General features: G+C 73.1%; 20 protein-coding genes. 7 read left to right on the top strand and 13 right to left on the bottom strand.

Annotation, left to right across the window (positions count from 1 at the left end):
- Positions 1–252: 252 nt before the first annotated feature.
- Complete coding sequence (locus PIR53_16660; protein ID WZH51638.1) at positions 253–780, bottom strand: hypothetical protein; 528 nt, start codon at positions 778–780, stop codon at positions 253–255.
- A 261-nt stretch (positions 781–1041) separates the two neighbouring features.
- Here PIR53_16660 and PIR53_16655 point away from each other — a divergent pair, with 261 nt between their 5' ends.
- Positions 1042–3408, top strand: a complete 2367-nt coding sequence (locus PIR53_16655) for an excinuclease ABC subunit UvrA (GenBank protein ID WZH51637.1) — start codon at positions 1042–1044, stop codon at positions 3406–3408.
- Between the two features lie 3 nt (positions 3409–3411).
- On the opposite strand, the gene PIR53_16650 is transcribed toward PIR53_16655, so the two are convergent.
- From PIR53_16650 to PIR53_16640, 3 genes are all read right to left on the bottom strand, one after another.
- Positions 3412–4002, bottom strand: a complete 591-nt coding sequence (locus PIR53_16650; GenBank protein ID WZH51636.1) for a flavin reductase family protein — start codon at positions 4000–4002, stop codon at positions 3412–3414.
- Between the two features lie 46 nt (positions 4003–4048).
- Positions 4049–4561 (bottom strand): hypothetical protein, encoded by a 513-nt coding sequence (locus PIR53_16645; GenBank protein WZH51635.1) that lies wholly within the window; start codon positions 4559–4561, stop codon positions 4049–4051.
- A 62-nt stretch (positions 4562–4623) separates the two neighbouring features.
- The gene (locus tag PIR53_16640) at positions 4624–5196 is read right to left on the bottom strand and encodes a hypothetical protein (protein ID WZH51634.1); all 573 of its coding nucleotides are present in this window, start codon (positions 5194–5196) and stop codon (positions 4624–4626) included.
- Positions 5197–5237: 41 nt separating this feature from the next.
- On the opposite strand from PIR53_16640, the gene PIR53_16635 reads away from it, so the two are divergent.
- Positions 5238–6410, top strand: coding sequence for a hypothetical protein (locus tag PIR53_16635; protein WZH51633.1), 1173 nt, complete (start codon positions 5238–5240; stop codon positions 6408–6410).
- On the opposite strand, the gene PIR53_16630 is transcribed toward PIR53_16635, so the two are convergent.
- Positions 6411–7070 (bottom strand): LysE family transporter, encoded by a 660-nt coding sequence (locus PIR53_16630; protein WZH51632.1) that lies wholly within the window; start codon positions 7068–7070, stop codon positions 6411–6413.
- 124 nt (positions 7071–7194) lie between these two features.
- On the opposite strand from PIR53_16630, the gene PIR53_16625 reads away from it, so the two are divergent.
- Complete coding sequence (locus tag PIR53_16625; GenBank protein ID WZH51631.1) at positions 7195–7647, top strand: Lrp/AsnC family transcriptional regulator; 453 nt, start codon at positions 7195–7197, stop codon at positions 7645–7647.
- 12 nt (positions 7648–7659) lie between these two features.
- On the opposite strand, the gene PIR53_16620 is transcribed toward PIR53_16625, so the two are convergent.
- The 3 genes from PIR53_16620 to dnaB are packed head-to-tail and all read right to left on the bottom strand — an operon-like array spanning position 7660 to position 12294.
- Positions 7660–8907 carry an aminotransferase class V-fold PLP-dependent enzyme gene (locus PIR53_16620; protein ID WZH51630.1) on the bottom strand — a complete coding sequence of 416 codons (1248 nt, stop codon included), beginning with the start codon at positions 8905–8907 and terminating at the stop codon, positions 7660–7662.
- Positions 8900–9748 (bottom strand): tryptophan 2,3-dioxygenase family protein, encoded by an 849-nt coding sequence (locus PIR53_16615; protein ID WZH51629.1) that lies wholly within the window; start codon positions 9746–9748, stop codon positions 8900–8902. Before PIR53_16615 ends, PIR53_16620 begins: the two co-directional genes overlap by 8 nt.
- Positions 9745–12294: a replicative DNA helicase gene (gene dnaB, locus PIR53_16610; GenBank protein ID WZH51628.1), complete on the bottom strand. Its 2550-nt coding sequence runs from the start codon at positions 12292–12294 to the stop codon at positions 9745–9747. Before dnaB ends, PIR53_16615 begins: the two co-directional genes overlap by 4 nt.
- Before the next feature lie 490 nt (positions 12295–12784).
- Here dnaB and PIR53_16605 point away from each other — a divergent pair, with 490 nt between their 5' ends.
- Positions 12785–14128 carry an MATE family efflux transporter gene (locus tag PIR53_16605; GenBank protein WZH51627.1) on the top strand — a complete coding sequence of 448 codons (1344 nt, stop codon included), beginning with the start codon at positions 12785–12787 and terminating at the stop codon, positions 14126–14128.
- 165 nt (positions 14129–14293) lie between these two features.
- Here PIR53_16605 and rplI read toward each other — a convergent pair whose 3' ends face one another.
- The 4 genes from rplI to rpsF all read right to left on the bottom strand — a co-directional run bounded on the left by rplI (position 14294) and on the right by rpsF (position 16152).
- Positions 14294–14740 (bottom strand): 50S ribosomal protein L9, encoded by a 447-nt coding sequence (gene rplI, locus PIR53_16600; protein ID WZH51626.1) that lies wholly within the window; start codon positions 14738–14740, stop codon positions 14294–14296.
- Positions 14741–14759: 19 nt separating this feature from the next.
- Positions 14760–14996, bottom strand: a complete 237-nt coding sequence (rpsR, locus tag PIR53_16595; protein ID WZH51625.1) for a 30S ribosomal protein S18 — start codon at positions 14994–14996, stop codon at positions 14760–14762.
- Positions 14997–15119: 123 nt separating this feature from the next.
- Positions 15120–15728 carry a single-stranded DNA-binding protein gene (locus tag PIR53_16590; GenBank protein ID WZH51624.1) on the bottom strand — a complete coding sequence of 203 codons (609 nt, stop codon included), beginning with the start codon at positions 15726–15728 and terminating at the stop codon, positions 15120–15122.
- A 130-nt stretch (positions 15729–15858) separates the two neighbouring features.
- Positions 15859–16152: a 30S ribosomal protein S6 gene (rpsF, locus tag PIR53_16585; GenBank protein WZH51623.1), complete on the bottom strand. Its 294-nt coding sequence runs from the start codon at positions 16150–16152 to the stop codon at positions 15859–15861.
- A 239-nt stretch (positions 16153–16391) separates the two neighbouring features.
- Between rpsF and PIR53_16580 the strand changes: the two genes are divergently transcribed.
- From PIR53_16580 to PIR53_16570, 3 genes are all read left to right on the top strand, one after another.
- The gene (locus PIR53_16580; GenBank protein WZH51622.1) at positions 16392–17189 is read left to right on the top strand and encodes a deoxyribonuclease IV; all 798 of its coding nucleotides are present in this window, start codon (positions 16392–16394) and stop codon (positions 17187–17189) included.
- 66 nt (positions 17190–17255) lie between these two features.
- Positions 17256–18425 carry a peptidoglycan bridge formation glycyltransferase FemA/FemB family protein gene (locus PIR53_16575; protein ID WZH51621.1) on the top strand — a complete coding sequence of 390 codons (1170 nt, stop codon included), beginning with the start codon at positions 17256–17258 and terminating at the stop codon, positions 18423–18425.
- Between the two features lie 13 nt (positions 18426–18438).
- Positions 18439–19506, top strand: coding sequence for an alanine racemase (locus tag PIR53_16570; protein WZH51620.1), 1068 nt, complete (start codon positions 18439–18441; stop codon positions 19504–19506).
- On the opposite strand, the gene PIR53_16565 is transcribed toward PIR53_16570, so the two are convergent.
- Complete coding sequence (locus PIR53_16565) at positions 19467–20924, bottom strand: hypothetical protein (protein WZH51619.1); 1458 nt, start codon at positions 20922–20924, stop codon at positions 19467–19469. The genes PIR53_16570 and PIR53_16565 overlap by 40 nt on opposite strands.
- Positions 20925–20926 lie beyond the last annotated feature (2 nt).

Here is a 20926-nt window from a genome sequence, read left to right as displayed (position 1 = left end):
GGTCGCCGAGGCCGTGCTCGACGTGCCGGGCGTCGTCGGCCTGCGCGCGGGACGCGACGGCCTGGCCGTCACCTACTTCCCGGACCGCCTCGTCACCGGCGTGCGGTTGCACCTGAGCGGGTGCGAGGTGCACGTGGCCACGGCGTGGGAGGCGTCGGTGGGTGCGACGACGAAGGCGGTACGCCGCGCCGTCGCGCCGCTCGTGGGCGGCGCCGTCGACGTGACGGTGGACGAGATCGCGCCGCCCGCGTCTCAGTCCAGCCCGGTGGCGCGCTCGGCCTCGGCCACCGAGCGGGGCGGGTCCTCCGCGAGGGACTCGATCGCCGCGGGGAGCACGCAGTCCTCGACGGCGGTGTCCATCCGGAACGTCACGGTGTAGCCGTCCTCGGTGGCCGGCATGCGGAAGGCCGCCGTGGCCGGGTCCTTCGCGAGGGCCTGCCGGTAGTCCGTGAGCGCGTCGATGACGCGTCCCCAGTCCCGGGCCCACTCCCGCGCGGGCTGGTCGCCGTCGAGCACGTCGTCGTCCAGGTCGAGCACCGCGGGCGGGATCGGGCGCGCCGCGGCCAGCACGGCGTCGAGCTGCAACCGCCGCCGTTCCAGGTCCTCCGCCGGCCGCTCGATCTGGTCGCCGAGGCGCCTGATGTCGGCGCAGGCCGGGTCGACCACGACGAGGACGGTGTCGTCGTCGACGATGTCGATCACGTCGTGGTCGATGTACTCGTAGAAGGCGACCCCGAGGAGGACGATCCAGCCCACGAAGAGCACCACGACGGCGGTCACCACTCCCACGACGACGCGCGACGGTTGCGGTGGCGGTGGCGAGGGCGCCTGCGGCGGGCACGGGGTCCCGTAGACCCACAGTCCCGAGGGCTCGCGCTGCTTCACACGGACGAGTCTCGTTCAGCAGAGGGCGCCACGTCCGCCGTACTCCTCGTGTAACGCGGTGTTACTGCTACTTGTTCGTCGGTCGACCGCGTGTGGAGTAGCCCGGACACCACGTTACACCGGAGGGGGCCGGCCGCCTGTGGCAGCATCCGAGCCGTGACCACGCCGAGCCCCCACGCCGCCGACACCCACGACCTGATCCGCGTCGTCGGAGCGCGCGAGAACAACCTGAAGGACGTGAGCGTCGAGCTGCCCAAGCGGCGGCTGACCGTCTTCACCGGCGTCTCCGGCTCCGGCAAGAGCTCGCTGGTGTTCGCGACGATCGCTGCGGAGTCGCAGCGGATGATCAACGAGACCTACAGCTCGTTCGTGCAGGGCTTCATGCCGTCCCAGGCCCGTCCCGACGTCGACGTGCTCGAGGGCCTGACGACGGCGATCATCGTCGACCAGGAGCGCATGGGCTCCGACCCGCGCTCGACGGTCGGCACGGCGACCGACGCCAACGCGATGCTCCGCATCCTCTTCAGCCGGCTCGGCGACCCCCACGTCGGTCCGCCGCAGGCCTTCTCCTTCAACGTCGCCTCGATCAGCGGCGCCGGCGCGGTGACCACGACGAAGGGCGGCCGCGAGGTCAAGGAACGCCGCAGCTTCTCCGTGCTCGGCGGCATGTGCCCGCGGTGCGAGGGCCGGGGTGCGGTCAACGACATCGACCTGACGGCGCTGTACGACGCGTCCAAGTCCCTCAACGAGGGCGCCCTGACCATTCCCGGCTACAGCATGGAGGGGTGGTACGGGCGGATCTACCGCGGCTGCGGCTGGTTCGACCCCGACAAGCCGATCGGCGACTACACGAAGCGTGAGCTCGACGACCTCCTCCACAAGGAGGCGACGAAGATCAAGGTCGACGGGGTCAACCTGACCTACCTGGGCCTCATCCCGCAGATCCAGAAGTCGTTCCTGTCGAAGGACCGTGAGGCGATGCAGCCGCACGTGCGGGCCTTCGTCGACCGGGCCGTCACGTTCACCACCTGCCCCGAGTGCGACGGCACGCGCCTCACCGAGGCGGCACGGTCGTCGAAGGTCGGCGGCATCTCCATCGCCGAGGCCTGCGCGATGCAGATCAGCGACCTCGCCGCCTGGGTCGCCGACCTCGACGAGCCGTCGGTCGCGCCCCTGCTGCGCAACCTGCGCCACCTGCTCGACTCGTTCGTGGGCATCGGGCTCGGCTACCTCTCGCTCGACCGCCCCTCCGGCACGCTCTCGGGCGGCGAGGCGCAGCGCACGAAGATGATCCGCCACCTCGGGTCGTCGCTGACCGACGTGACCTACGTCTTCGACGAGCCCACGATCGGACTCCACCCCCACGACATCCAGCGCATGAACGAGCTGCTCCTGCGGCTGCGCGACAAGGGCAACACCGTGCTCGTGGTCGAGCACAAGCCCGAGGCCATCGCGATCGCCGACCACGTCGTCGACCTCGGCCCCCGCGCGGGGTCCGCGGGCGGCGAGATCGTGTTCGAGGGCACCGTCGAGGGACTGCGCACCAGCGACACCCTCACCGGCCGCCACCTCGACGACCGCGTCGCCCTCAAGCCGGAGGTGCGCACGCCCACCGACCACCTCGAGATCCGCGGCGCCTCCACCCACAACCTGAAGGACGTCGACGTCGACGTGCCGCTCGGCGTGCTCACGGTCGTCACCGGCGTCGCGGGCTCCGGCAAGAGCTCGCTCATCCACGGGGCAATGGCGAAGCGCGAGGGCGTCGTCGTGGTCGACCAGGGGGCGATCAAGGGGTCGCGGCGGAGCAACCCCGCGACGTACACGGGTCTGCTCGAGCCCATCCGCAAAGCCTTCGCGAAGGCCAACGGCGTGAAGCCGGCGCTGTTCAGCGCCAACTCCGAGGGCGCGTGCCCGCACTGCAACGGCGCCGGCACCATCGTCACCGACCTCGGACCGATGGCGACGGTGACCTCGACGTGCGAGGTCTGCGAGGGGCGGCGGTTCTCCGCGGACGTGCTCGAGTACACCTTCGGCGGGCGCAGCATCGCCGACGTGCTCGACCTGCCCGTCAGCGAAGCGGTCGCGTTCTTCGCCGACGGCGGCGCGAAGCTGCCCGCAGCCCACAAGATCCTCACCCACCTGGCCGACGTGGGGCTGGGCTACCTCACCCTCGGCCAGCCGCTCAGCACCCTCTCGGGCGGCGAGCGGCAGCGCATCAAGCTGGCGACGCGGATGGGCGAGAAGGGCGGCACCTACGTGCTCGACGAGCCCACCACCGGCCTCCACCTCGCCGACGTCGAGCAGCTCCTCGCGCTGCTCGACCGGCTCGTGGACGCGGGCAAGTCCGTCGTCGTGATCGAGCACCACCAGGCCGTCATGGCCCACGCGGACTGGATCATCGACCTCGGCCCCGGCGCCGGCCACGACGGCGGTCGCGTCGTCTTCGAGGGCACGCCCGCCGACCTCGTCGCCGACCGCTCGACGCTCACCGGGCAGCACCTCGCGGCGTACGTCGGGGCGTGAGCCTCAGCTCGGCCGGTCGCGGGTGACGACTTCGCCGGGCAGCCCCCACTCGGTGCCGCCGAGGCGGGCCAGCGGGGCCAGGAGGTCGAAGCGGGGGTGCGTCCCGTCGAGCACCGCGGGGTCGACGGTGACGGCGACGACGTCGGCGAGCAGCAGCGTGGCGCCCCCGACGGGGATGGTGGTGCGGAGCCGGCACTCGAGCGACGCCGGCGAGTCCGCGACGCGCGGCGGCGCCACCACCTGGCTCGGCGCCATCGCGAGCCCCACGCGGTCGGCCTCGTCGACCTCCGGGTCGACGCCGGCGCTCGTGGCGTTGACGGCGTCGATCAGCGGCTCGCTGGCGAGGCTGATGGTGAGCTCGCCGGTCGCGCGGGCGTTGCGCAGGGTGTCCTTCTCGCCGACGGACGTCACCTGCACGACCGGGGGGTCGGCGCTGGCGACGGTGAAGAACGAGTACGGCGCGAGGTTGCCCACCCCGTCCGCAGAGATCGTCGAGACCCAGGCGATGGGTCGCGGCACGACGAGTGCGGTCAGCAGCCGGTAGGCGTCGACGCCCTCGTCGTCGGGACGGAGCACCACGTGGTCGGAGGCCATGCCCCGATGATGCCGGGCGCCCCCACCCCCACCCGGGCTCCGGACGTCATGCGGTGCGGTCGCCGGCGCCACCGGGGCGCATGACGTCGTCCGGCGAGGTCGGGGACCGGCGGCGGGCGCGGGGGACCAGCACGAACAGGACCAGCGCGCCGACGAGCGTGATGCAGTCGATGGCGGCGGCCAGGACGAAGGGGTCGGGCGAGAGGTCGAGGCCGCTCGCTCCGGGGGTGTATCCCCACACGCCGGGCACCTCCGGCGCCCACGGCCCCGAGGACGAGACGGCGCCCACCGGGACGAGGAGCGCCGCGGTCGCGACGACGTACCGGGCCCGGACAGTCCACGCGGCGACCACCACCGCGGTGGCCGCGAGGCCCAGCGCCCCGCTCGCGAGGCCCGAGGCCACGGGAGACCACTGCTGTTGCACACCGTCGGCGGCGGACGTGATCCAGCGCAGGAACTGCCACCGCCACACGAGCGTCAGCCCGCCGTGCGCCAGGGCCGCCACCGCAACGAGGACGTACAACACGCGCAGCAACCGCACGCGTTCGTCGGGCTCCATCTCCCCCAGGGGTTTCCGTCTGCTGTAACGCCCGAGCTGCCGGTCCATCGTCCTACCACCCCTCAGCGCGGTGGCCGCGCGTAACGGTGCACGACGACGTCCTGCCACTCGACCCTGCTGGGGTGGACCGAGACGTCCCCGTCGAGGCCGAGCACGGTGGCGAGGGCGGCGTTGGAGAGATCGAGCCACCGGTCGACGGAGGCCGGGGCACTGCCCTCGAAGCCCTCCGGCGCCCCGCGGTCGCGGTAGACGTGCAACGCGTTGACCGACAGGCACCGCACCTGCTCCCCCCGCAGCCAGTGCCCGTACGCGACCATGTCGCGCGTCGAGTCCGACGTGAGGAGCCGCAGATCGGGCCAGTCCTCGAGCTTGAGGTAACGGCGGTGGAGGATCCCCGGGTCGTAGAGGTGCGCGTCCCGCGTCGCCATGAGCACCCCGTCGACGAACACCCCGACCGACGGCTCCTCCCGCGGCGGGATCCGCGCGTCGAGGAGGGGGTGCGTCGCCACCCGTGCGTACGGCGTGCGCGGGAAGAGGCGCCGCACGACCGCGTCGGCCTGCTCCGGGGCAGCGGGTCGGGAGAGGTCGACCGTGCCGGTGCGCGACCAGACCAGGAAGGCGTAGCTGAGACCCATGCGGGCAGCCCTTCCCCCGCGCGTTCGGGGACAATCACCGCATGCAGACGTGGCGCACCGGCACCCGCCTCCCGCTCGCGGTCGACGCGCTGGCCCGGGACGCGTCCGATCCCGCGGTGGAGCGCCTCCGGACCGCGTTCGGGGGCGACCCCGTCGCGGTCGAGGAGCGGCTCGTGGGGGAGCCGCCGCGGCGGTCACGGCGGCTCCGGTTCGCCTCCGGCGGCGAGCTCCTCCTCCAGGACGGCGTGGTCGCCGCGGTGACCTTCCACGTCGTGCCCGTCCCGGGCGTGTCCCGCGGGCTCGACGTCACCGCGTGGCTGGGCGCGACCGACGACACCCTCGACGCCCTGCACGCGGCCATCGGCACACGCCGCGGTTTCGGGGGGATCGGCACGCCCTACTTCGTCCTCGACGAGGCCTACGCCCGCTGCGACTACCGCGACCGTCGAGGCTGGAAGGAGCCCGGCAACCTGCGCGCCGTCACGGTGAGCCTCGAGCAGCCCGGGCGTGACCGCCAGCCCGACGCGGACTTCTGCCCCGCGTGCGGAGACCTCCTCGTGCGCGGACCGGACGACGCCCTCGACCTCGAGGCCACGGTCACCGCGCTGGCGGCGGCCGTCGCCGCCGGGCGGGTCACGGAGGACGCCCACTGGGTGCCGCTCGCCGACGTGCTCCCCCTCGCGGCGTCGGGGCTCATGGAGCGGGTCGAGGCGCAGCTGACCTGCCCGGCCTGCGGCACCGTGCTCTGCCTGGTCCTCCGGCGCGGCTCCGACCCCGCTGTCGTGCGCACCTCCCGCAACGAGGCCATGCGTCACCCCATGGGCGCGATCCCGCCCGTCGAGGAGTGGGGTGACGCGGCCCGGGTGGCCGCGGCCCGCGACGCGCTGCGCTACGTCGACCACGAGCCGGGGCGCTGGTTCCTCGTCGCGGCCGGCGGCGACCTCCTCCTCGACGCGCGCTACGTCGTCAGCAACATGGCGGACGACTCGGCGCTGGTGCTGCTCGACGAGGGCGAGGTGGCGGCGTACCGGGAGCAGGGCCACGACTACCTCACCGCGCTCGCGGCGCGCCTCCACGACGACGGGCCGCACCGGGAGGCCTCGGCGTTCCGCGGGCGCGACCTCTACCGGGGGCCGGATGCGCGGCGCCTGCGGGGCGAGGTGACCGCCGCGATCCGCGACCACACGTGGCTCGCCGCGCAGCGGCAGCGGTGATCAGCCGAGCAGCTGGCGGGCGCCGAGGCCGAGCCCGATGCCGAGCATGGCGACCGCCGACGCGCGCGTGACCCAGCGGGCGAGGCCGGGGCGGTCGGCGAGGAGCGTGCGGGCGCCGAGGCCGACGCTCGTGTAGACCAGCGCGCAGCTCGCCACGTGGACGAGGCCGAGCAGCACGATCTGCACCGCCACGGGCCAGCCCGTGCTCGCGTCGGTGAACTGCGGCAGCAGCGCCAGGAACAGCAGAAGCGCCTTCGGGTTGAGCCCGCTCGTCCCGGCGCCCGTCGCCGCCTGGCGCAGCCACCCGCCCCCCGGCCCCGGTACGGCGAGAGCGACGCCCGGATCGTCCATGGCGCCACCCACGGGCACGGGCACGGGGGTCGCGGCGGAGCGCCACGCGCTCGCGCCGAGCCAGACGAGGTACGCCGCACCGACCAGCGTCAGGCCGGTCAGCACCTCGGGCGACCGCGCCAGCAGCGCGGCGACGCCGGCGGCGACGAGGACGGTCAGCGCGACGTACCCGACGAGGAGGCCGCCCACGGCCGCCGCGACCGAGCGGCGCCGGAGACCGGCGTTGACCATGTAGGCCCAGTCGGCGCCGGGGGTGAGCACGAGCAGGAACGACGTGCCCCAGAACGCCAGCACGGCCCCACCGGTCATCGTTCTGCTCCTCGCTGCTCTCGTCGCGCCGGGGGTCCGGCGCGCGACGAGACTAGGGCGGAACCGCCCGAAGGTGCTTCCAACTTCTTCGTCCTTCGCGTCCACCCGTGGAAGGATCTGCTCCGTGGACGACGTCGACCGGAAGATCCTTGCCGAGCTGCAGCAGGACGGGCGGCTGACGATCACCGAGCTGGCCGAGCGTGTGCGGCTCAGCGTGTCGCCCTGCCACCGTCGGCTGCGGGCCCTGGAGCGGTCCGGGGTGATCGCCGGCTACCGCGCCCACCTCGACGCCGCGGCCCTCGGGCTGGGCTTCGCGTCGCTCGTGTTCGTGACGATGCGCGAGTCCGACGCCGTCACGGTCGCGCGCTTCGAGGCCGCCGTCGTCGACGTCCGCGAGGTCGTGCAGGCGCAGCGGCTCTTCGGCGACCCGGACTACCTGCTGCGCGTCGTCACGCCCGACCTCGCGGCGTTCCAGCGGCTCTACGACGCGCGGCTCGCGACGCTCCCCGGGGTGCAGCGGCTGAGCTCGACGCTGATCATGAAGGACGTCGTGGGCGACCGGCCGCTCCCCACCTGAGGGAGCACGGGATCAGCGGGGTGCCTCCTGCAGCAGTCCCGCCACGTGGGCGAGGGCGACGGCGACCTCCGTGAAGCTCGTGCTCAGCGGCGACATGCCGGCCCGCAGGCCCATGGGCCGACGGAAGTCGGGGACGACGCCGCGCCGCCAGAGCTCCTCGACGACGGCGGCCATCGCGGGGTGCTCGAGCGTGACGTGGCCACCCCGCCGGTCGGGGTCGCGGGGCGACGCGACGCTGACCCCCAGCGGAGCGAGGGTCTCGTCGGCGACCTCGATGGCGAACGCGGTCAGGTCCCGCGACTTCGCCCGCACGGCGCCGATCCCGACCCGCTCGACGAGCCGCGCCATGTCCTCCACCGGGAGCATGCCGAGGATCGGGGGCGTGCCGCTGATGAAGCGCCGGATGCCGGGCGCAGGCTCGTAGCCCTCGCCCATCGCGAACGGCTCGGCGTGACCCATCCACCCGGCGATCGGCTGGGTCACCTCGTCCTGGATCGCGGCGTTGACGTAGGCGAACGCCGGCGCTCCCGGCCCGCCGTTGAGGTACTTGTAGGTGCACCCCGCGGCGAGGTCCACGCCCGCGGCGTCGAGGTCGACCTCAACCGCGCCCACCGCGTGCGACAGGTCCCAGAGCACCAGCGCACCGACCCGGTGGGCGGCGGCGGTGATGCCCGGCAGGTCAGCGATGTAGGCCGACTTGTAGGCGACGTGGCTCAGCACCACCAGGGCCGTCTGCTCCCCGATGACCGCCTCGACCTCCGCGAGGGTCACCCCGGTGGCGGGATCGGGACGGATCCAGCGCACGCGCAGACCGAGCTCGGCGGCGACGCCCTCCAGCACGTAGCGGTCCGTCGGGAAGTTCTCGGAGTCCGCCACGATCTCGGTGCGCCCGGGACGGGCGGCGACGCCCGCCCGCGCCAGCTTGTAGAGCAGCACCGTGGTGGAGTCGGCGACGACGGTCTGCCCCGCTGCGGCGCCCAGGGCCGCCCGGCCGATGAGGTCGCCGAGCTCGGTCGGCCGCGTCATCCAACGCTCGTCCCACGACCGGATCAGCCGCTCGCCCCACTCCGTGTCGACGAACCCGCGGAGCCGCTCCGCCGTGGCGGCCAGCGGACGACCCAGCGAGTTGCCGTCGAGGTAGGCGACGACGCCCTCGGGCAGCACGAACGCGCTGCGGTGCTCCGCCAGGGGGTCCGCGGCGTCGAGGGTCGTCGCCCGCGCGACCAGGTGGGCCGGGAGGAGGTCGAGGATGTCAGCCACTGATGCCGGTCCTCACGCTGTAGAGCTCGGGGAAGAAGGTCAGGTCGAGGGCGCGCCGCAGGAAACCGACGCCGGAGCTGCCGCCGGTTCCGGTCGTGAAGCCGATCGTGCGCTGCACCGTGCGCAGGTGACGGAAGCGCCAGAACTGGAACGCGTCCTCGAGGTCGACGAGGTCCTCGCAGGTCGCGTACTCCTCCCAGGACGACGCCGTGTCGCCGTAGATCCGCTGGAACGTCGTCACCAGCGCGGGGACCTCGACCCACGCCTGGCGCACGTCGCGCTCGAGCACGGCGGCCGGCACCTCGTGGCCCCGGCGGGCGAGGAGGCGCAGGAACGCGTCGTACACGGTCGGGGTGTCGAGCAGGTCCTGGAGCTCGGCGCGCGCCGCGGGCTTGGCCTCGAAGACCTCGAGCATGCGGGCGTTCTTGTTGCCCAGGATGAACTCGACGGCCCGGTACTGGTGGGACTGGAAGCCGGAGGACGCGCCGAGGGAGCCGCGGAACTCCGCGTACTCGCTCGGGGTGAGCGTCGCCAGCACCGACCACTGCTCGGCGAGCGTCTTGAAGATGTGCTTCACCCGCGCCAGCGCCTTGCGGGCGCGGCTGACGTCGTCGGCGTCCAGGTAGCCCCGCACGGAGCGGAGCTCGTGCAGCACGAGCTTGAACCACAGCTCGGTCGTCTGGTGCTGGACGATGAAGAGCAGCTCGTCGGGGTGCACCGGCTCGCTGACCGGGTGCTGGGCCGAGAGCAGGCGGTCGAGGTCGAGATAGGACCCGTAGTCCATCGTCGAGCGGAGGTCCGTGCGGACCCCCGGCTCGAGGGGACGCTCGCCGGCCGTCACTGGGCCATGTCCACGAATCGCGAGTAGTGGCCCTGGAAGGCCACCACGATGTCGCGCGTCGCGCCGTTGCGGTGCTTCGCCACGATCAGGTCGGCCTCGCCGGGGCGGGTCGACTCCTTCTCGTAGACGTCGTCGCGGTGCAGCAGGATCACCATGTCGGCATCCTGCTCGATGGAGCCCGACTCGCGGAGGTCGCTGACCATCGGTCGCTTGTCGGCGCGCTGCTCGGAGCCACGGTTGAGCTGCGACAGTGCGATGACCGGCACCTCGAGCTCCTTGGCCAGCAGCTTGATCTGGCGGGAGAACTCGGAGACCTCGAGCTGGCGGCTCTCGACCTTCTTGCCGGAGCTCATCAGCTGCAGGTAGTCGATGACGACGAGGCGCAGGTCGTGCTTCTGCTTGAGCCGCCGGGCCTTGGCGCGGATCTCCATCATCGTCATGTTGGGGCTGTCGTCGATGAACATCGGCGCGCTGGAGACCTCGCCCATCTTCGTCGCGAGCTTCGTCCAGTCGTCGTCGGTCATCTGGCCGTTGCGGATGTGGTTGAGCGGCACCCGCGCCTCGGCCGAGAGCAGACGCATCGTGATCTCGGCGCGGTTCATCTCCAGGCTGAAGAAGACGCTCGTCATGTTGTTGTGGATCGAGGCCGCGCGGCAGAAGTCGAGGGCGAGCGTCGAGTTGTGCGTCGGCACCATCGACCGACCGGCCAGGTAGAGGTGCTCGTCGTTGTCCACCTGCACGCACCGCACCGGGACGGACGGCACTGAACGGACCTCGGTGATGTAACGACGCCCGATCCGGGCCGTGCTCGTCGGACGCTCCTCCTTGTGGAGCAGGTGCTTGCGCTCGAGGCGGAAGACGTCGTCGGTCGTCGAGAAGTTGAGGATGTGGCACACCGAGCGCGCCGCGTCGCGGCCCTTCACCACCCGCGTCGTGCGCCCGCACCGGTAGCCGAGCGAGACGACCAGCTCGTGCACGTCGTCCGCCAGGCGCTCGTCCGTCACCGCGAACTGGCAGGAGCCGACGCCCTTCACGACTGTGCCGTCCGTGTCGAGGAGGCCGGCGAGCAGTGCTCGTCGGTCGGCCTCGGGGGCTCGCAGGTAGGCCGCCGGGATGTGCTTGCGTCCGAGCACGCCCGCCTTTCGCAGCAGAGCGGTGAAGGTGCCGTGGTCCGCCCAGCAGGTGGAGCACCGCGGCCGCGTGCCCGGCAGCGGTGCGCCGCACGAGAGGCAGCGCCCGTCCGGCGACTCCTCGGGCGCGAGGCGGATCGAGTAGAGCATCCCGCCCCGCGGCTCGACCGCGTACCCCTCCGCCTCGACGTGCATCGGGATCTCCGGCGTCTCGGACGTCAGGCGGTTCCCGGCCGTGTGGCCGTCACCGAGCCAGGCACCCAGCGTGTAGGGCGCGACCGGGAGCGTCACCTCGCGGCCGGCCAGCGGCGCGGCGTTGAGGATCGCGTGGTTCGCCCGCCGCTCGGCGCCGACCCGCACCGTTGCGGCGATCTCCTCGGTGGTCACGACGGCCTGCCGGATGGTGTGGTTGCGGGTCCGGTTGTAGTTGTTCGCCGCAGCCCAGGCCGACTTCCGCGCCGCACGGGTCTCGGTGAGCCACTGGTGCTCCGCGTCGGCGACGATCGTCGTGCCGTCGGAGAAGACGACCTCGTAGCAGGGCCGGTCCACCATCACCTCGGTGGCGGCGACGACCCGCGTCGCGCGACCGTGCGCGTCGACGAGCTCGTCACCGACGGCGACGTCGCCCATCGTGGTCCAACCCGTCGGAGTGGGCAGCGGGGTGTTCAGCGCGAGCGCCTTCCCCATGGCAGGCCGCGCCGCGATGATGATCATCTGCCCGGAGTGCAGGCCGTTGGTCAGCTCGTCGAAGTCGGCGAACCCGGTCGGCACGCCGTAGACGCCACCGTCGCGGTTGCCGATCGCCTCGATCTCGTCGAGGACGCCCTCCATGATGTCCGCCAGCGGTGCGTAGTCCTCGCCCGACCGCTTCTCGGCGAGCTTGAAGACCTCCGCCTGGGCGACGTCGACGATGTCGTCGACCTCGCCCTCCCCGGCGTACCCCATGTGCACGATCCGCGTGCCCGCCTCGACGAGGCGCCGCAGCACGGACTTCTCGCGCACGATCTCCGCGTAGTACCCCGCGTTGGCGGCGATGGGCACGTTGGCCGACAGCGTGTGGAGGTAGGGCGCGCCACCCACCCGCTGCAGCTCGCCCTTGCGCTGGAGCTCCGCGGCGACCGTCACCGGGTCGGCGGGCTCGCCGCGACCGTAGAGGTCGATGATCGCGTCGAAGACCGCCTCGTGGGCCGGACGGTAGAAGTCGGTGCCGCGGATGGTCTCCACGACGTCGGCGATCGCGTCCTTGCTCAGCAGCATGGACCCCAGGACCGACTGCTCGGCCGCGTTGTCCTGGGGGGGCGTGCGGTCGCCGCCGGAGCGCTGGGGGGCCTCGCCCGGCGCGTACGACGCCGGCCCGTCGCCCCACTCCTCCGGAGGAGGTTCGGCGAACGACTGGTCCGTGTGCGCGACGCTCACGCTGCCTCCGATCTCGAGCCGTCGACGGGCCGGTCCTGGCCCTCGGGACGAGGGTGCCGGGGACCACCGACAGTTATCGCGGAGCCCGCCTGGGTCCTCCCGCGACGGCTGAACGTACGTGCCGCGAGGCCCCGCCGACAGCACCTTGTCCACAGGGTCTGTGGAAAACCGGTGGATAACGGTGGAGGACACGCCGTACGACCGCCCTGCGCTGGGGACAAGCCTGTGGGAACGACGCGACAATCCCCGGCGGAAGCGCGCTGAACTGCGGAAACACGTTCTTCACCCTGTGGACGAAAACCCCTGGCCTGTGGATTCCCGAGGTTCGCACGACACGCCCAGGACCGTTTCGCGCGGCACGGAGTGCCACCGCTATGCACAGGCGAACCCCCTTTACACACAGGGCGCGGCTTTGTCCACCGAAGTCGGGCGAGTCGGGACCTCCGGCCGCCGGGGGGACCGTCGGGACGGCCCGTCCTAGGATCGGTCGGTGCTCGGACGACGTGATCGCGAGATCCTCCGCCTCGCCGTGCCCGCGTTCCTCGCGCTGGTCGCCGAGCCGCTCTACCTCCTCGCCGACGCGGCCATCGTCGGGCACCTCGGGACGGCCGAGCTGGCCGGGCTCGGCATCGCCGCCGTCGTGCTCCAGACCTTCGTGGGCCTCTGCGTCTTCCTCGCCTACGGCACGACCGCGGCGGTCGCGCGGCTCCTCGGTGCGGGCGACCTCCGGCGCGCGCTCGACCAGGGCATCGACGGCATCTGGCTCGCCGTCGTGCTCGGCCTGCTCGTCATGGCGGTCGGCATTCCCCTGGCCCGTCCGCTCGTCGCCGTGTTCGGGGCCGGCGACGCCGTGACGGACCTGGGCGCGACGTATCTCCGCGTCTCCCTCCTCGGCGCCGTCCCCCTGCTCGTCATGCTGGCCGCCACCGGGGTGCTCCGCGGTCTGCAGGACGTGACCACCCCGCTCGTCGTCGCGATCGCCGGCAACGTGCTCAACGTCGTGCTCAACCTGGTGCTCGTCTTCGGCGCCGGGCCGGTACCGGCGCTCGGCATCGCCGGCTCTGCCCTCGGCTCGGTGATCGCGCAGACCCTCAGCGCGCTCGCCCTCGTCGTCGTGGTCGCCCGCGGCGCCCGCCGCCACGGGGGGTCCCTGCGGCCCCGGCTCACGGGCATCCGCGCCGCCGGGCGCGCCGGCGTGCCCCTCGTCGTGCGCACCCTCACCCTGCGGGCCGCGCTGATCGTCACGACGTACGCCGCGACCCTGACCGCCGTCCGGGGAACCGGTGCCGACGAGGCGGTGACCCTCGCCGCGCACCAGCTGGCCGCGACGCTGTGGGGCTTCCTCGCGTTCGTGCTCGACGCCATCGCGATCGCCGCCCAGGCGCTCACGGGCCGGTCGCTCGGCGCCGGGGACCGGGAGGGCACCCGCGACACCACCCGGCGGATGGTGCAGTGGGGCATCGGCAGCGGTGTCGTCACCGGCGTGCTCCTCGCCGCCTCGAGCCCCTGGTTGCCCCGGCTGTTCACGCCGGACGAGTCCGTCCATCCCCTGCTGACCGCGGCGCTGCTCGTGATCGCACTGGGCCAGCCTCTGGCCGGTGTCGTCTTCGTGCTCGACGGCGTGCTGATCGGGGCCGGCGACGGCGTCTACCTCGCCTGGGGCGGCCTGGCGGTGCTGGTCGTCTACGCGCCGGTGGTGCTCGGCCTGGCCCTGCTCGCGCCGCACCTGGTCGGGGTGTGGGTCGCGCTGACGTTCGTCTTCATGGGCGCCCGCGCCGTCGTGCTGCTGCGCCGCGCCCGCACCGACGCCTGGATGGTGACGGGGGCGGTGTGACCGGGCCGGTCGGTTCCCCGGCTGACCGGGGAACCGACCGCTTTGACCATCAAATTTGATGGTCAAAGTGGATAGTTCCCCGGCTGACCGGGGAACCGACCACCCCCTGTGCACACAGAACGGGCCGCCCTCCGAGGAGGGCGGCCCGTCGTGGTGGAGCTGGGGTCAGGCAGCCTGCACGTTGATCGACACGGCGGCCGACACCTCGTCGTGCAGCTTGACCGACACGTTGTGCGCGCCGAGCGACTTGATCGGGTTGGTGACCACGATCGTGCGCTTGTCGACGGGCTCGCCCGTGGCGCCCGTGATCGCCTCGGCGATCTCGGCGACCGTGACGGCGCCGAAGAGGCGGCCGCCCTGGCCGGCACGGACCTTGACGTCGACCGTGGCGCCCTGGAGCTTGGACTTGATCTCCTCGGCGTGCGCCTGGTCGCGCACGGCGCGCGCGGACCGCGCGGCCTTGATCGACTCGACGGTCTTCTCCGCACCGCGCGTCCACGCGATGGCGACACCGCGGGGCACGAGGTAGTTGCGGCCGTAGCCCGGCTTCACGTCGACGACGTCGCCGGCGGCACCGAGGCCGTCGACTTCCTGGGTCAGGATGAGCTTCATTGTTCTCTGACTCCCCTTCTCAGCGACCGGCGGACGAGTAGGGCAGCAGAGCGACCTCGCGGGCGTTCTTGATCGCCATGGCGATCTTGCGCTGCTCCTGGACGGTCACACCGGTGACGCGGCGCGCGCGGATCTTGCCGCGGTCCGAGATGAACTTGCGGAGCAGGTTGACGTCCTTGTAGTCGATGACCTTGACGTCGGCCGCCTTGAGCGGGTTCTGCTTCTTCTTGGGCTTGCGGATGACTGGCTTCGCCATTGTGGTGCTCTCCTCACGAGAAAGCCCGGCTCAGTTGCCGGAATGGGTCGATGGATGGATCAGACGGCCCGAGGGCCGTCATGGGTGTCGACGCGCGACGCCCGGGAGATCAGAGCGGGAGGGTCAGAACGGGGGCTCGTCGCTGCCGCCGCCGACGCCCGGGGCACCCCAGGGGTCAGCGCCGCCACCGGACTGGCCACCGCGCGACCCGCCGCCACCCGACGGCGCGGGCGAGGCCCACGGGTCGTCGGCCGCGGGACCGGAGGAGCGGGAGGGACCACGGTCGTCGCCGCCGAAGCCGCCACCACCGCCCTGGCCCCCGCCGTAGCCGCCGCCACCGCCGCCACCGCGCTGCCCGCCCCCGCCGCCTCCGGCGCGGGTGACCTTCGCGGTCGCGAACTTGAGCGACGGACCGATCTCCTCGACCTCGACCTCGAAGACCGTGCGCTTCTCGCCCTCGCGGGTCTCGTAGCTGCGGGCCTTCAGCCGGCCCTGCACCACGACACGCATGCCGCGCTGCAGGGACTCCGCCACGTTCTCGGCCGCCTGCCGCCAGATCGAGCAGCGGAGGAACATGGCTTCGCCGTCCTCCCACTCGTTCGTCTGCCGGTTGAAGTTGCGCGGCGTCGAAGCGACGGTGAAGTTGGCGACCGCGGCCCCCGAGGGGGTGAAGCGGAGCTCGGGGTCGTCGGTCAAGTTGCCGACGATGGTGATGACGGTCTCGCCTGCCATGTCAGGTCTCCTCGTTCGGGACGTCGGTGCCCTGGCCGGGCCGAGCGACGGGTGTGCCGGTCATCGTCGCCGAAGCGACGCTGCGTGGCGACCCCGTCTCCACAGCTCGATCAGGACGACTCGGATCGAGTCAGGCGCGGATGTCGGGCCGGATGACCTTCGTGCGGAGGATCGACTCGTTCAGCGTGAGCTGGCGGTCGAGCTCCTTGACCGTGGCAGGCTCGGCCTGCAGGGTCACGACGGCGTAGATGGCCTCGGCGTTCTTCTTGATCTCGTACGCGAGGCGGCGCTTGCCCCACACGTCGACGTTCTCGACCGTGCCGCCGTCGTTGCGGACGACGTTCAGGTACTTGTCGAGGGACGCACCGACGGTGCGCTCCTCGATGCTCGGGTCGAGGATGACCATCAGTTCATAGGTACGCACAGCGGTCTCCACCTCCTCTGGACTAGGCGACCACGGTCTCTCCGTGGCAGGAGGGCTCTGCGACACCCGCCTCCCGGGAGGGCGGCGAGTGATGTGCTGCCCTGCCACCCGTCGGTGGGCGCAGAGCAGACGCGTGAGACTAGCAGCGCCGTACGACCCCGGAGAAATCCTCCACAGGCCCGCCCGCGCGGGGGATCGACCGACCAGGACTGTCCGTCACGCTGCCTACGATGGCCGCCATGAGCGAGCTCGTCATCGGTGCGCACGTCGACCAGACCGATCCGATCGCCGAGGCGCAGGCCCGGCGGGCCCCCGTCATCCAGATGTTCCTCGGCGACCCGCAGGGCTACAAGGGTCCCGAGGTGGCGTACGCCGGGGGTGCGGCCGCGCTCCGGGAGGCCGCGGCCGCCGCCGGGGTGGGGATCTACGTGCACGCGCCCTACATCGTCAACGTCGCGACGACGAACAACCGCATCCGCATCCCGAGCCGCAAGCTGCTGCAGCAGCACATGGACGCGGCGGCGGAGATCGGCGCGCTCGGCCTGATCGTCCACGGCGGTCACGTCAACAAGGCCGACGACCCGGCGAAGGGCTTCGACAACTGGCGCAAGGCCGTCGAGGCGACCGACATCAAGGTCCCCCTGCTCATCGAGAACACGGCGGGCGGCGACAACGCGATGACGCGCTACCTCGACCGCATCAAGGGCGTGTGGGACGCGATCGGCACCGCCGAGGGTGCCGACCAGGTCGGGTTCTGCCTCGACACCTGCCACGCCCACGCCGGCGGCAACGCGCTGGAGTCGGTGGTGGAGGACGTCCGGGCCATCACGGGGCGCATCGACCTCGTCCACGCCAACGACAGCCGCGACGACTTCGACTCGGGCGCCGACCGCCACGCCAACTTCGGGGCCGGCCGCATCGATCCCGACCTCCTCGCCGCCGTGGTCCGCGACGCCGGAGCCCCGGTCATCTGCGAGACGCCGGGCGGCGCCGAGGAGCACGTCGCCGACTTCGCCTGGCTGCGGGAGCGGCTCTGACGGCCGCCCCACCGGCAGCCCCGACAGCGTCCCGGCGCCGTCCCGCCCACCGGTAGCCTCGCTCCCGTGACGACGACGACCCCCTCCGCCCCGGTGACCGCCCGCGGCCCGCTCGCCGTGCGCACGATCACCCCCGAGGAGCACCTCGCGTTCGTCCGCAGCCGCCGCTCGGCCAGCTTCCTGCAGACCCCCGCGTGGGGTGCGGTGAAGGCCGAGTGGCGCCGCGAGTCGGTCGGCTGGTTCGCGGGTTCCGAGCTCGTGGGCGCAGCCCTGGTGCTCTACCGCCAGGTGCCCAAGCTGAAGCGCTACCTGGCCTACCTGCCCGAGGGTCCGGTCGTCGACTACGCCGACGGCGACCTCGAGCGGTGGCTCCGTCCGCTGACGACCCACCTGAAGGGCCAGGGCGCCTTCGGCATCCGCATCGGCCCGCCCGTCGTCGTCGCCCGGTGGGACGCCGCGACGGTGAAGGAGGGCGTGGCCGACCCCGAGGTCAGGCGCCTCGGCCAGCTGCCCCCCACGGAACGGTCGGCCGCCGGCGCCACCGTGGTCTCGCAGCTCCAGGAGCTCGGCTGGCGCAAGCTCGAGGCCGAGGGCGGCTTCGCCGCGGGTCAGCCCGCCTTCAACTTCCAGGTCCCGCTGCGCACGCCCGAGGGCGAGCCGCGCACGGAGGCCGAGGTGCTCAAGGGCATGAACCAGCTGTGGCGCCGCAACATCAAGAAGGCCGACAAGGCGGGCGTCGAGGTGACCACGTCGGTCGACGACGCGGCGCTCGAGGCCTTCCACGCGCTCTACGTGCACACCGCGGAGCGGGACCACTTCACCCCCCGACCGCTGGCCTACTTCCGCACGATGCGCGACGCGCTCAACGCGGAGGAGCCCGACCGGTTCACGTTCTTCCTCGCCCACCACGAGGGCGACCTGGTCGCGGCCACCATCGCGATCCGCGTCGGCGCCCACTACTGGTACTCCTACGGCGCCTCCTCCACCGCCAAGCGCGACGTGCGCGGCTCCAACGCCGTGCAGTGGGCGATGGTGCGGGCCGCGCTGGCGGCGGGCTGCGACGTCTACGACCTGCGCGGCATCACCGAGACGCTGGACGCCGACGACTCCCACGTGGGTCTCATCCAGTTCAAGGTCGGCACGGGCGGCGAGGCGGTGGAGCACGTCGGCGAGTGGGACCTCCCGGTCAACCGGTTGCTCTACAAGGCGTTCGACCTCTACATGAGCCGGCGCTGAGAGAGGTACGACGATGAGCCTGGTCCTGCACGTCGACGGTCCCGTCTGGCGTGACCACCTGCAGTCCTTCGCGGCCGCCCACCCGGGCCTCGTGCCCGTGCTGAAGGGCAACGGCTACGGCTTCGGCCTGGGCCGGCTGGCCCGCAAGTCCACCTGGCTGGGCGTCGACACCATCGCGGTCGGCATCCACGAGGAGCTCGGTGAGGTCGCCAACCGCTTCGACGGGTCGCTGCTCGTGCTCACCCCGTGGCGGCCGTTCGGCGCCGCGCTCGAGCTCGCACCGGGCAGCCCCCTGACCCGCCGCGTCATCCACACCGTCAGCCGCCTCGAGGACGTGGAGGCGCTGCTCGCCCACGACCCCTCCGCCCGGTTCGTGCTGGAGCGCACCACGTCGATGCTGCGCCACGGGCTGTCGGCCCGCGAGCTCCGCGAGGCCGGGGCGCTCCTGGAGGCCCGCGGCGGGCTCGCGTCCCAGCTGCAGGGCGTGGCGCTCCACCTCCCGCTCGCGCAGGGCTCGCACGTGGGCGAGGTGCGGCGGCTGATGACGGACGTGGTCGCGGCGGGCCTGCGCACCACGACCATCTGGGTGAGCCACCTGTCCGACGCGGAGCTCGCAACGCTCGCCGCGGCGTACCCCGACTACACCTTCCGCCCGCGCGCCGGCACGGGCCTGTGGCTGGGAGCCCGCGGAGCGACGCGCGTGACCGCCACCGTGCTCGACACGCACCCGGTGGAGCGGGGCGACGTGTTCGGCTACCGCGGGCGCTCGGCGCCCAAGGCCGGCACGATCCTCGTCGTCTCCGGGGGCACGGCCCACGGCATCGGCCTCGAGGCGCCCGCCGGCGACCTGTCCCTCAAGGCCCGCGCCGCGACGCTGGCGCGGGGCGGCCTCGACGCCGTGGGCTTCGTGCGCTCGCCGTTCTCCATCGACGGCAAGCAGCGGCTCTTCGCGGAGCCGCCCCACATGCAGGCGTCGATGCTCTTCCTCCCGGCCGGCTCCCGCGTGCCGGCGGTCGGCGACGTGGTCGACGTGCGGGTGCGCTACACCGCGACGTCGTTCGACCGCACCGAGGTGAGCTGACGCTCGCCGCCGACGGGGTCGCGTGAGGGCATCGCGACGTCGCGCACGACCCAGCCGGCGAGCGCGAGGAGCGCCACCACCCGCAGCACGGTGAGCGCGGCGAGGGGCGCGTCGTTGGTCGAGCTGCCCGACGCCAGCGCCCCGGTGGTCGTCCACCAGAGCACGGCGGCGTGGGCCAGCTCGACGGCCTGCCAGGCCAGCAGCGGCTCCAGCCGCGGCCGCGCCAGCACGGCGAACGGCAGCACCACGAGCACGTCGGCCGGCCCGGCGGCGAAGAGGACGGCGCCGACCGCCACCACGAGGAGCATCACCTGCTCGGGCCGCGGCGGCCGCGGGGCCCGGAACGCGAGCACCGCGACCGCGGCGATCCACAGGGCGAGCACGACGAGGGCGACGAGCGGGTACGCCGGGAGCCCGCCCCCGCCGGCGGCCGTGCCGACCCACCGGACGGACCCGGTGCCGGCGGCCTCGTCGAGGGCGGCACGCCAGCCGGCCTGCCAGACGCCCGCACCCGTGACGAGGGCCGGCAGCGACACGGCGACCCAGGTGAGCGCCGTGGCCAGGACGAGGACGAGGGGGTCGGCGCCCGGCGTGCGCGCGGCGACGTCCCGGGCGAGGGCCCGGGCCGCCAGGGCGACGAGGAGGCCGGCGAGCACGAGCCACGCGGCCCAGGTGAGGGTCACGGCGGCACCGAGCATGAGTCCGGCGGCAAGGGCCTTCCCGCGCCGTACCGCCAGGAGCGCCCCGACCGCGAGAGCCACACCGACGAGCCCCACGTCGACGAGCGCCGCGACGGCGAGCAGCGGCGACGCGGCGACGAGCACGCCGTCCCAGGCCCGCAGCGGCCGGACCCGGGCGACGACGAGCGCCACCAGCATCGCCGCGAGACCGACGAGCACCGCGGCCCAGAGGATCGTGGCGGCGGCCTCGGCCCGCACGTCGTGGTCGCGGTAGAGGTCCGCGACCGGCAGCCCCGCCCGTTCCTCGCGCACGTCGGCCGCGGGGGCGACGAGGGAGGCCAGCGCCGCGTGCAGGTACGTCGCGCCCGCCAGCGCCTGCGTGCCCTCGACGCGGTAGCGCGCGGGGGCCTCGCCCGCCGGGGGCGTCGCCGACGGGTCGCCGACGCGCTCGCCGTACGGCCACACCCCCTCGGCGCCGCCCTGTGCGACGTACGCGTGCGGGAGCGCGGAGAAGCAGCCGGGCGCGAAGTCCGGGGAGTCGGCCGTCCAGCCGTCGGTCGAGCAGCCGGCCCGCAGGCCCGCGCCCAGCACGACGAGCAGCCCGGCGAGGAGGCAGCCGACGAGCAGCGGCGTCCACCAGCGGCCTCGGGCGTGGAGCCCGCCCGGACCGCCGAGCACCTCGCTCAGCCGCGCGACCGCCGGGTCCTCCAGCGTCGGCGACGGCGGTGAGGGGCGCACCG

The organism is Nocardioides alkalitolerans, assembly GCA_038184435.1.
In the GTDB taxonomy this organism is placed as follows: Bacteria; Actinomycetota; Actinomycetes; order Propionibacteriales; family Nocardioidaceae; genus Nocardioides; species Nocardioides alkalitolerans_A.
This window is presented reverse-complemented; position numbering and strand designations above follow the sequence as displayed.

Excerpts from the sequence above, each read along its gene's own strand:
- PIR53_16650 (WZH51636.1), bottom strand. The coding sequence starts at position 4,002 with ATGGCCTCCGACCACGTGGTGCTCCGTCCCGACGACGAGGGCGTCGAC.
- PIR53_16645 (WZH51635.1), bottom strand. The coding sequence starts at position 4,561 with ATGGAGCCCGACGAACGCGTGCGGTTGCTGCGCGTGTTGTACGTCCTC.
- PIR53_16640 (WZH51634.1), bottom strand. The coding sequence starts at position 5,196 with ATGGGTCTCAGCTACGCCTTCCTGGTCTGGTCGCGCACCGGCACGGTC.
- PIR53_16635 (WZH51633.1), top strand. The coding sequence starts at position 5,238 with ATGCAGACGTGGCGCACCGGCACCCGCCTCCCGCTCGCGGTCGACGCG.
- PIR53_16630 (WZH51632.1), bottom strand. The coding sequence starts at position 7,070 with ATGACCGGTGGGGCCGTGCTGGCGTTCTGGGGCACGTCGTTCCTGCTC.
- rplI (WZH51626.1), bottom strand. The coding sequence starts at position 14,740 with ATGAAGCTCATCCTGACCCAGGAAGTCGACGGCCTCGGTGCCGCCGGC.
- rpsR (WZH51625.1), bottom strand. The coding sequence starts at position 14,996 with ATGGCGAAGCCAGTCATCCGCAAGCCCAAGAAGAAGCAGAACCCGCTC.
- PIR53_16590 (WZH51624.1), bottom strand. The coding sequence starts at position 15,728 with ATGGCAGGCGAGACCGTCATCACCATCGTCGGCAACTTGACCGACGAC.
- PIR53_16580 (WZH51622.1), top strand. The coding sequence starts at position 16,392 with ATGAGCGAGCTCGTCATCGGTGCGCACGTCGACCAGACCGATCCGATC.
- PIR53_16570 (WZH51620.1), top strand. The coding sequence starts at position 18,439 with ATGAGCCTGGTCCTGCACGTCGACGGTCCCGTCTGGCGTGACCACCTG.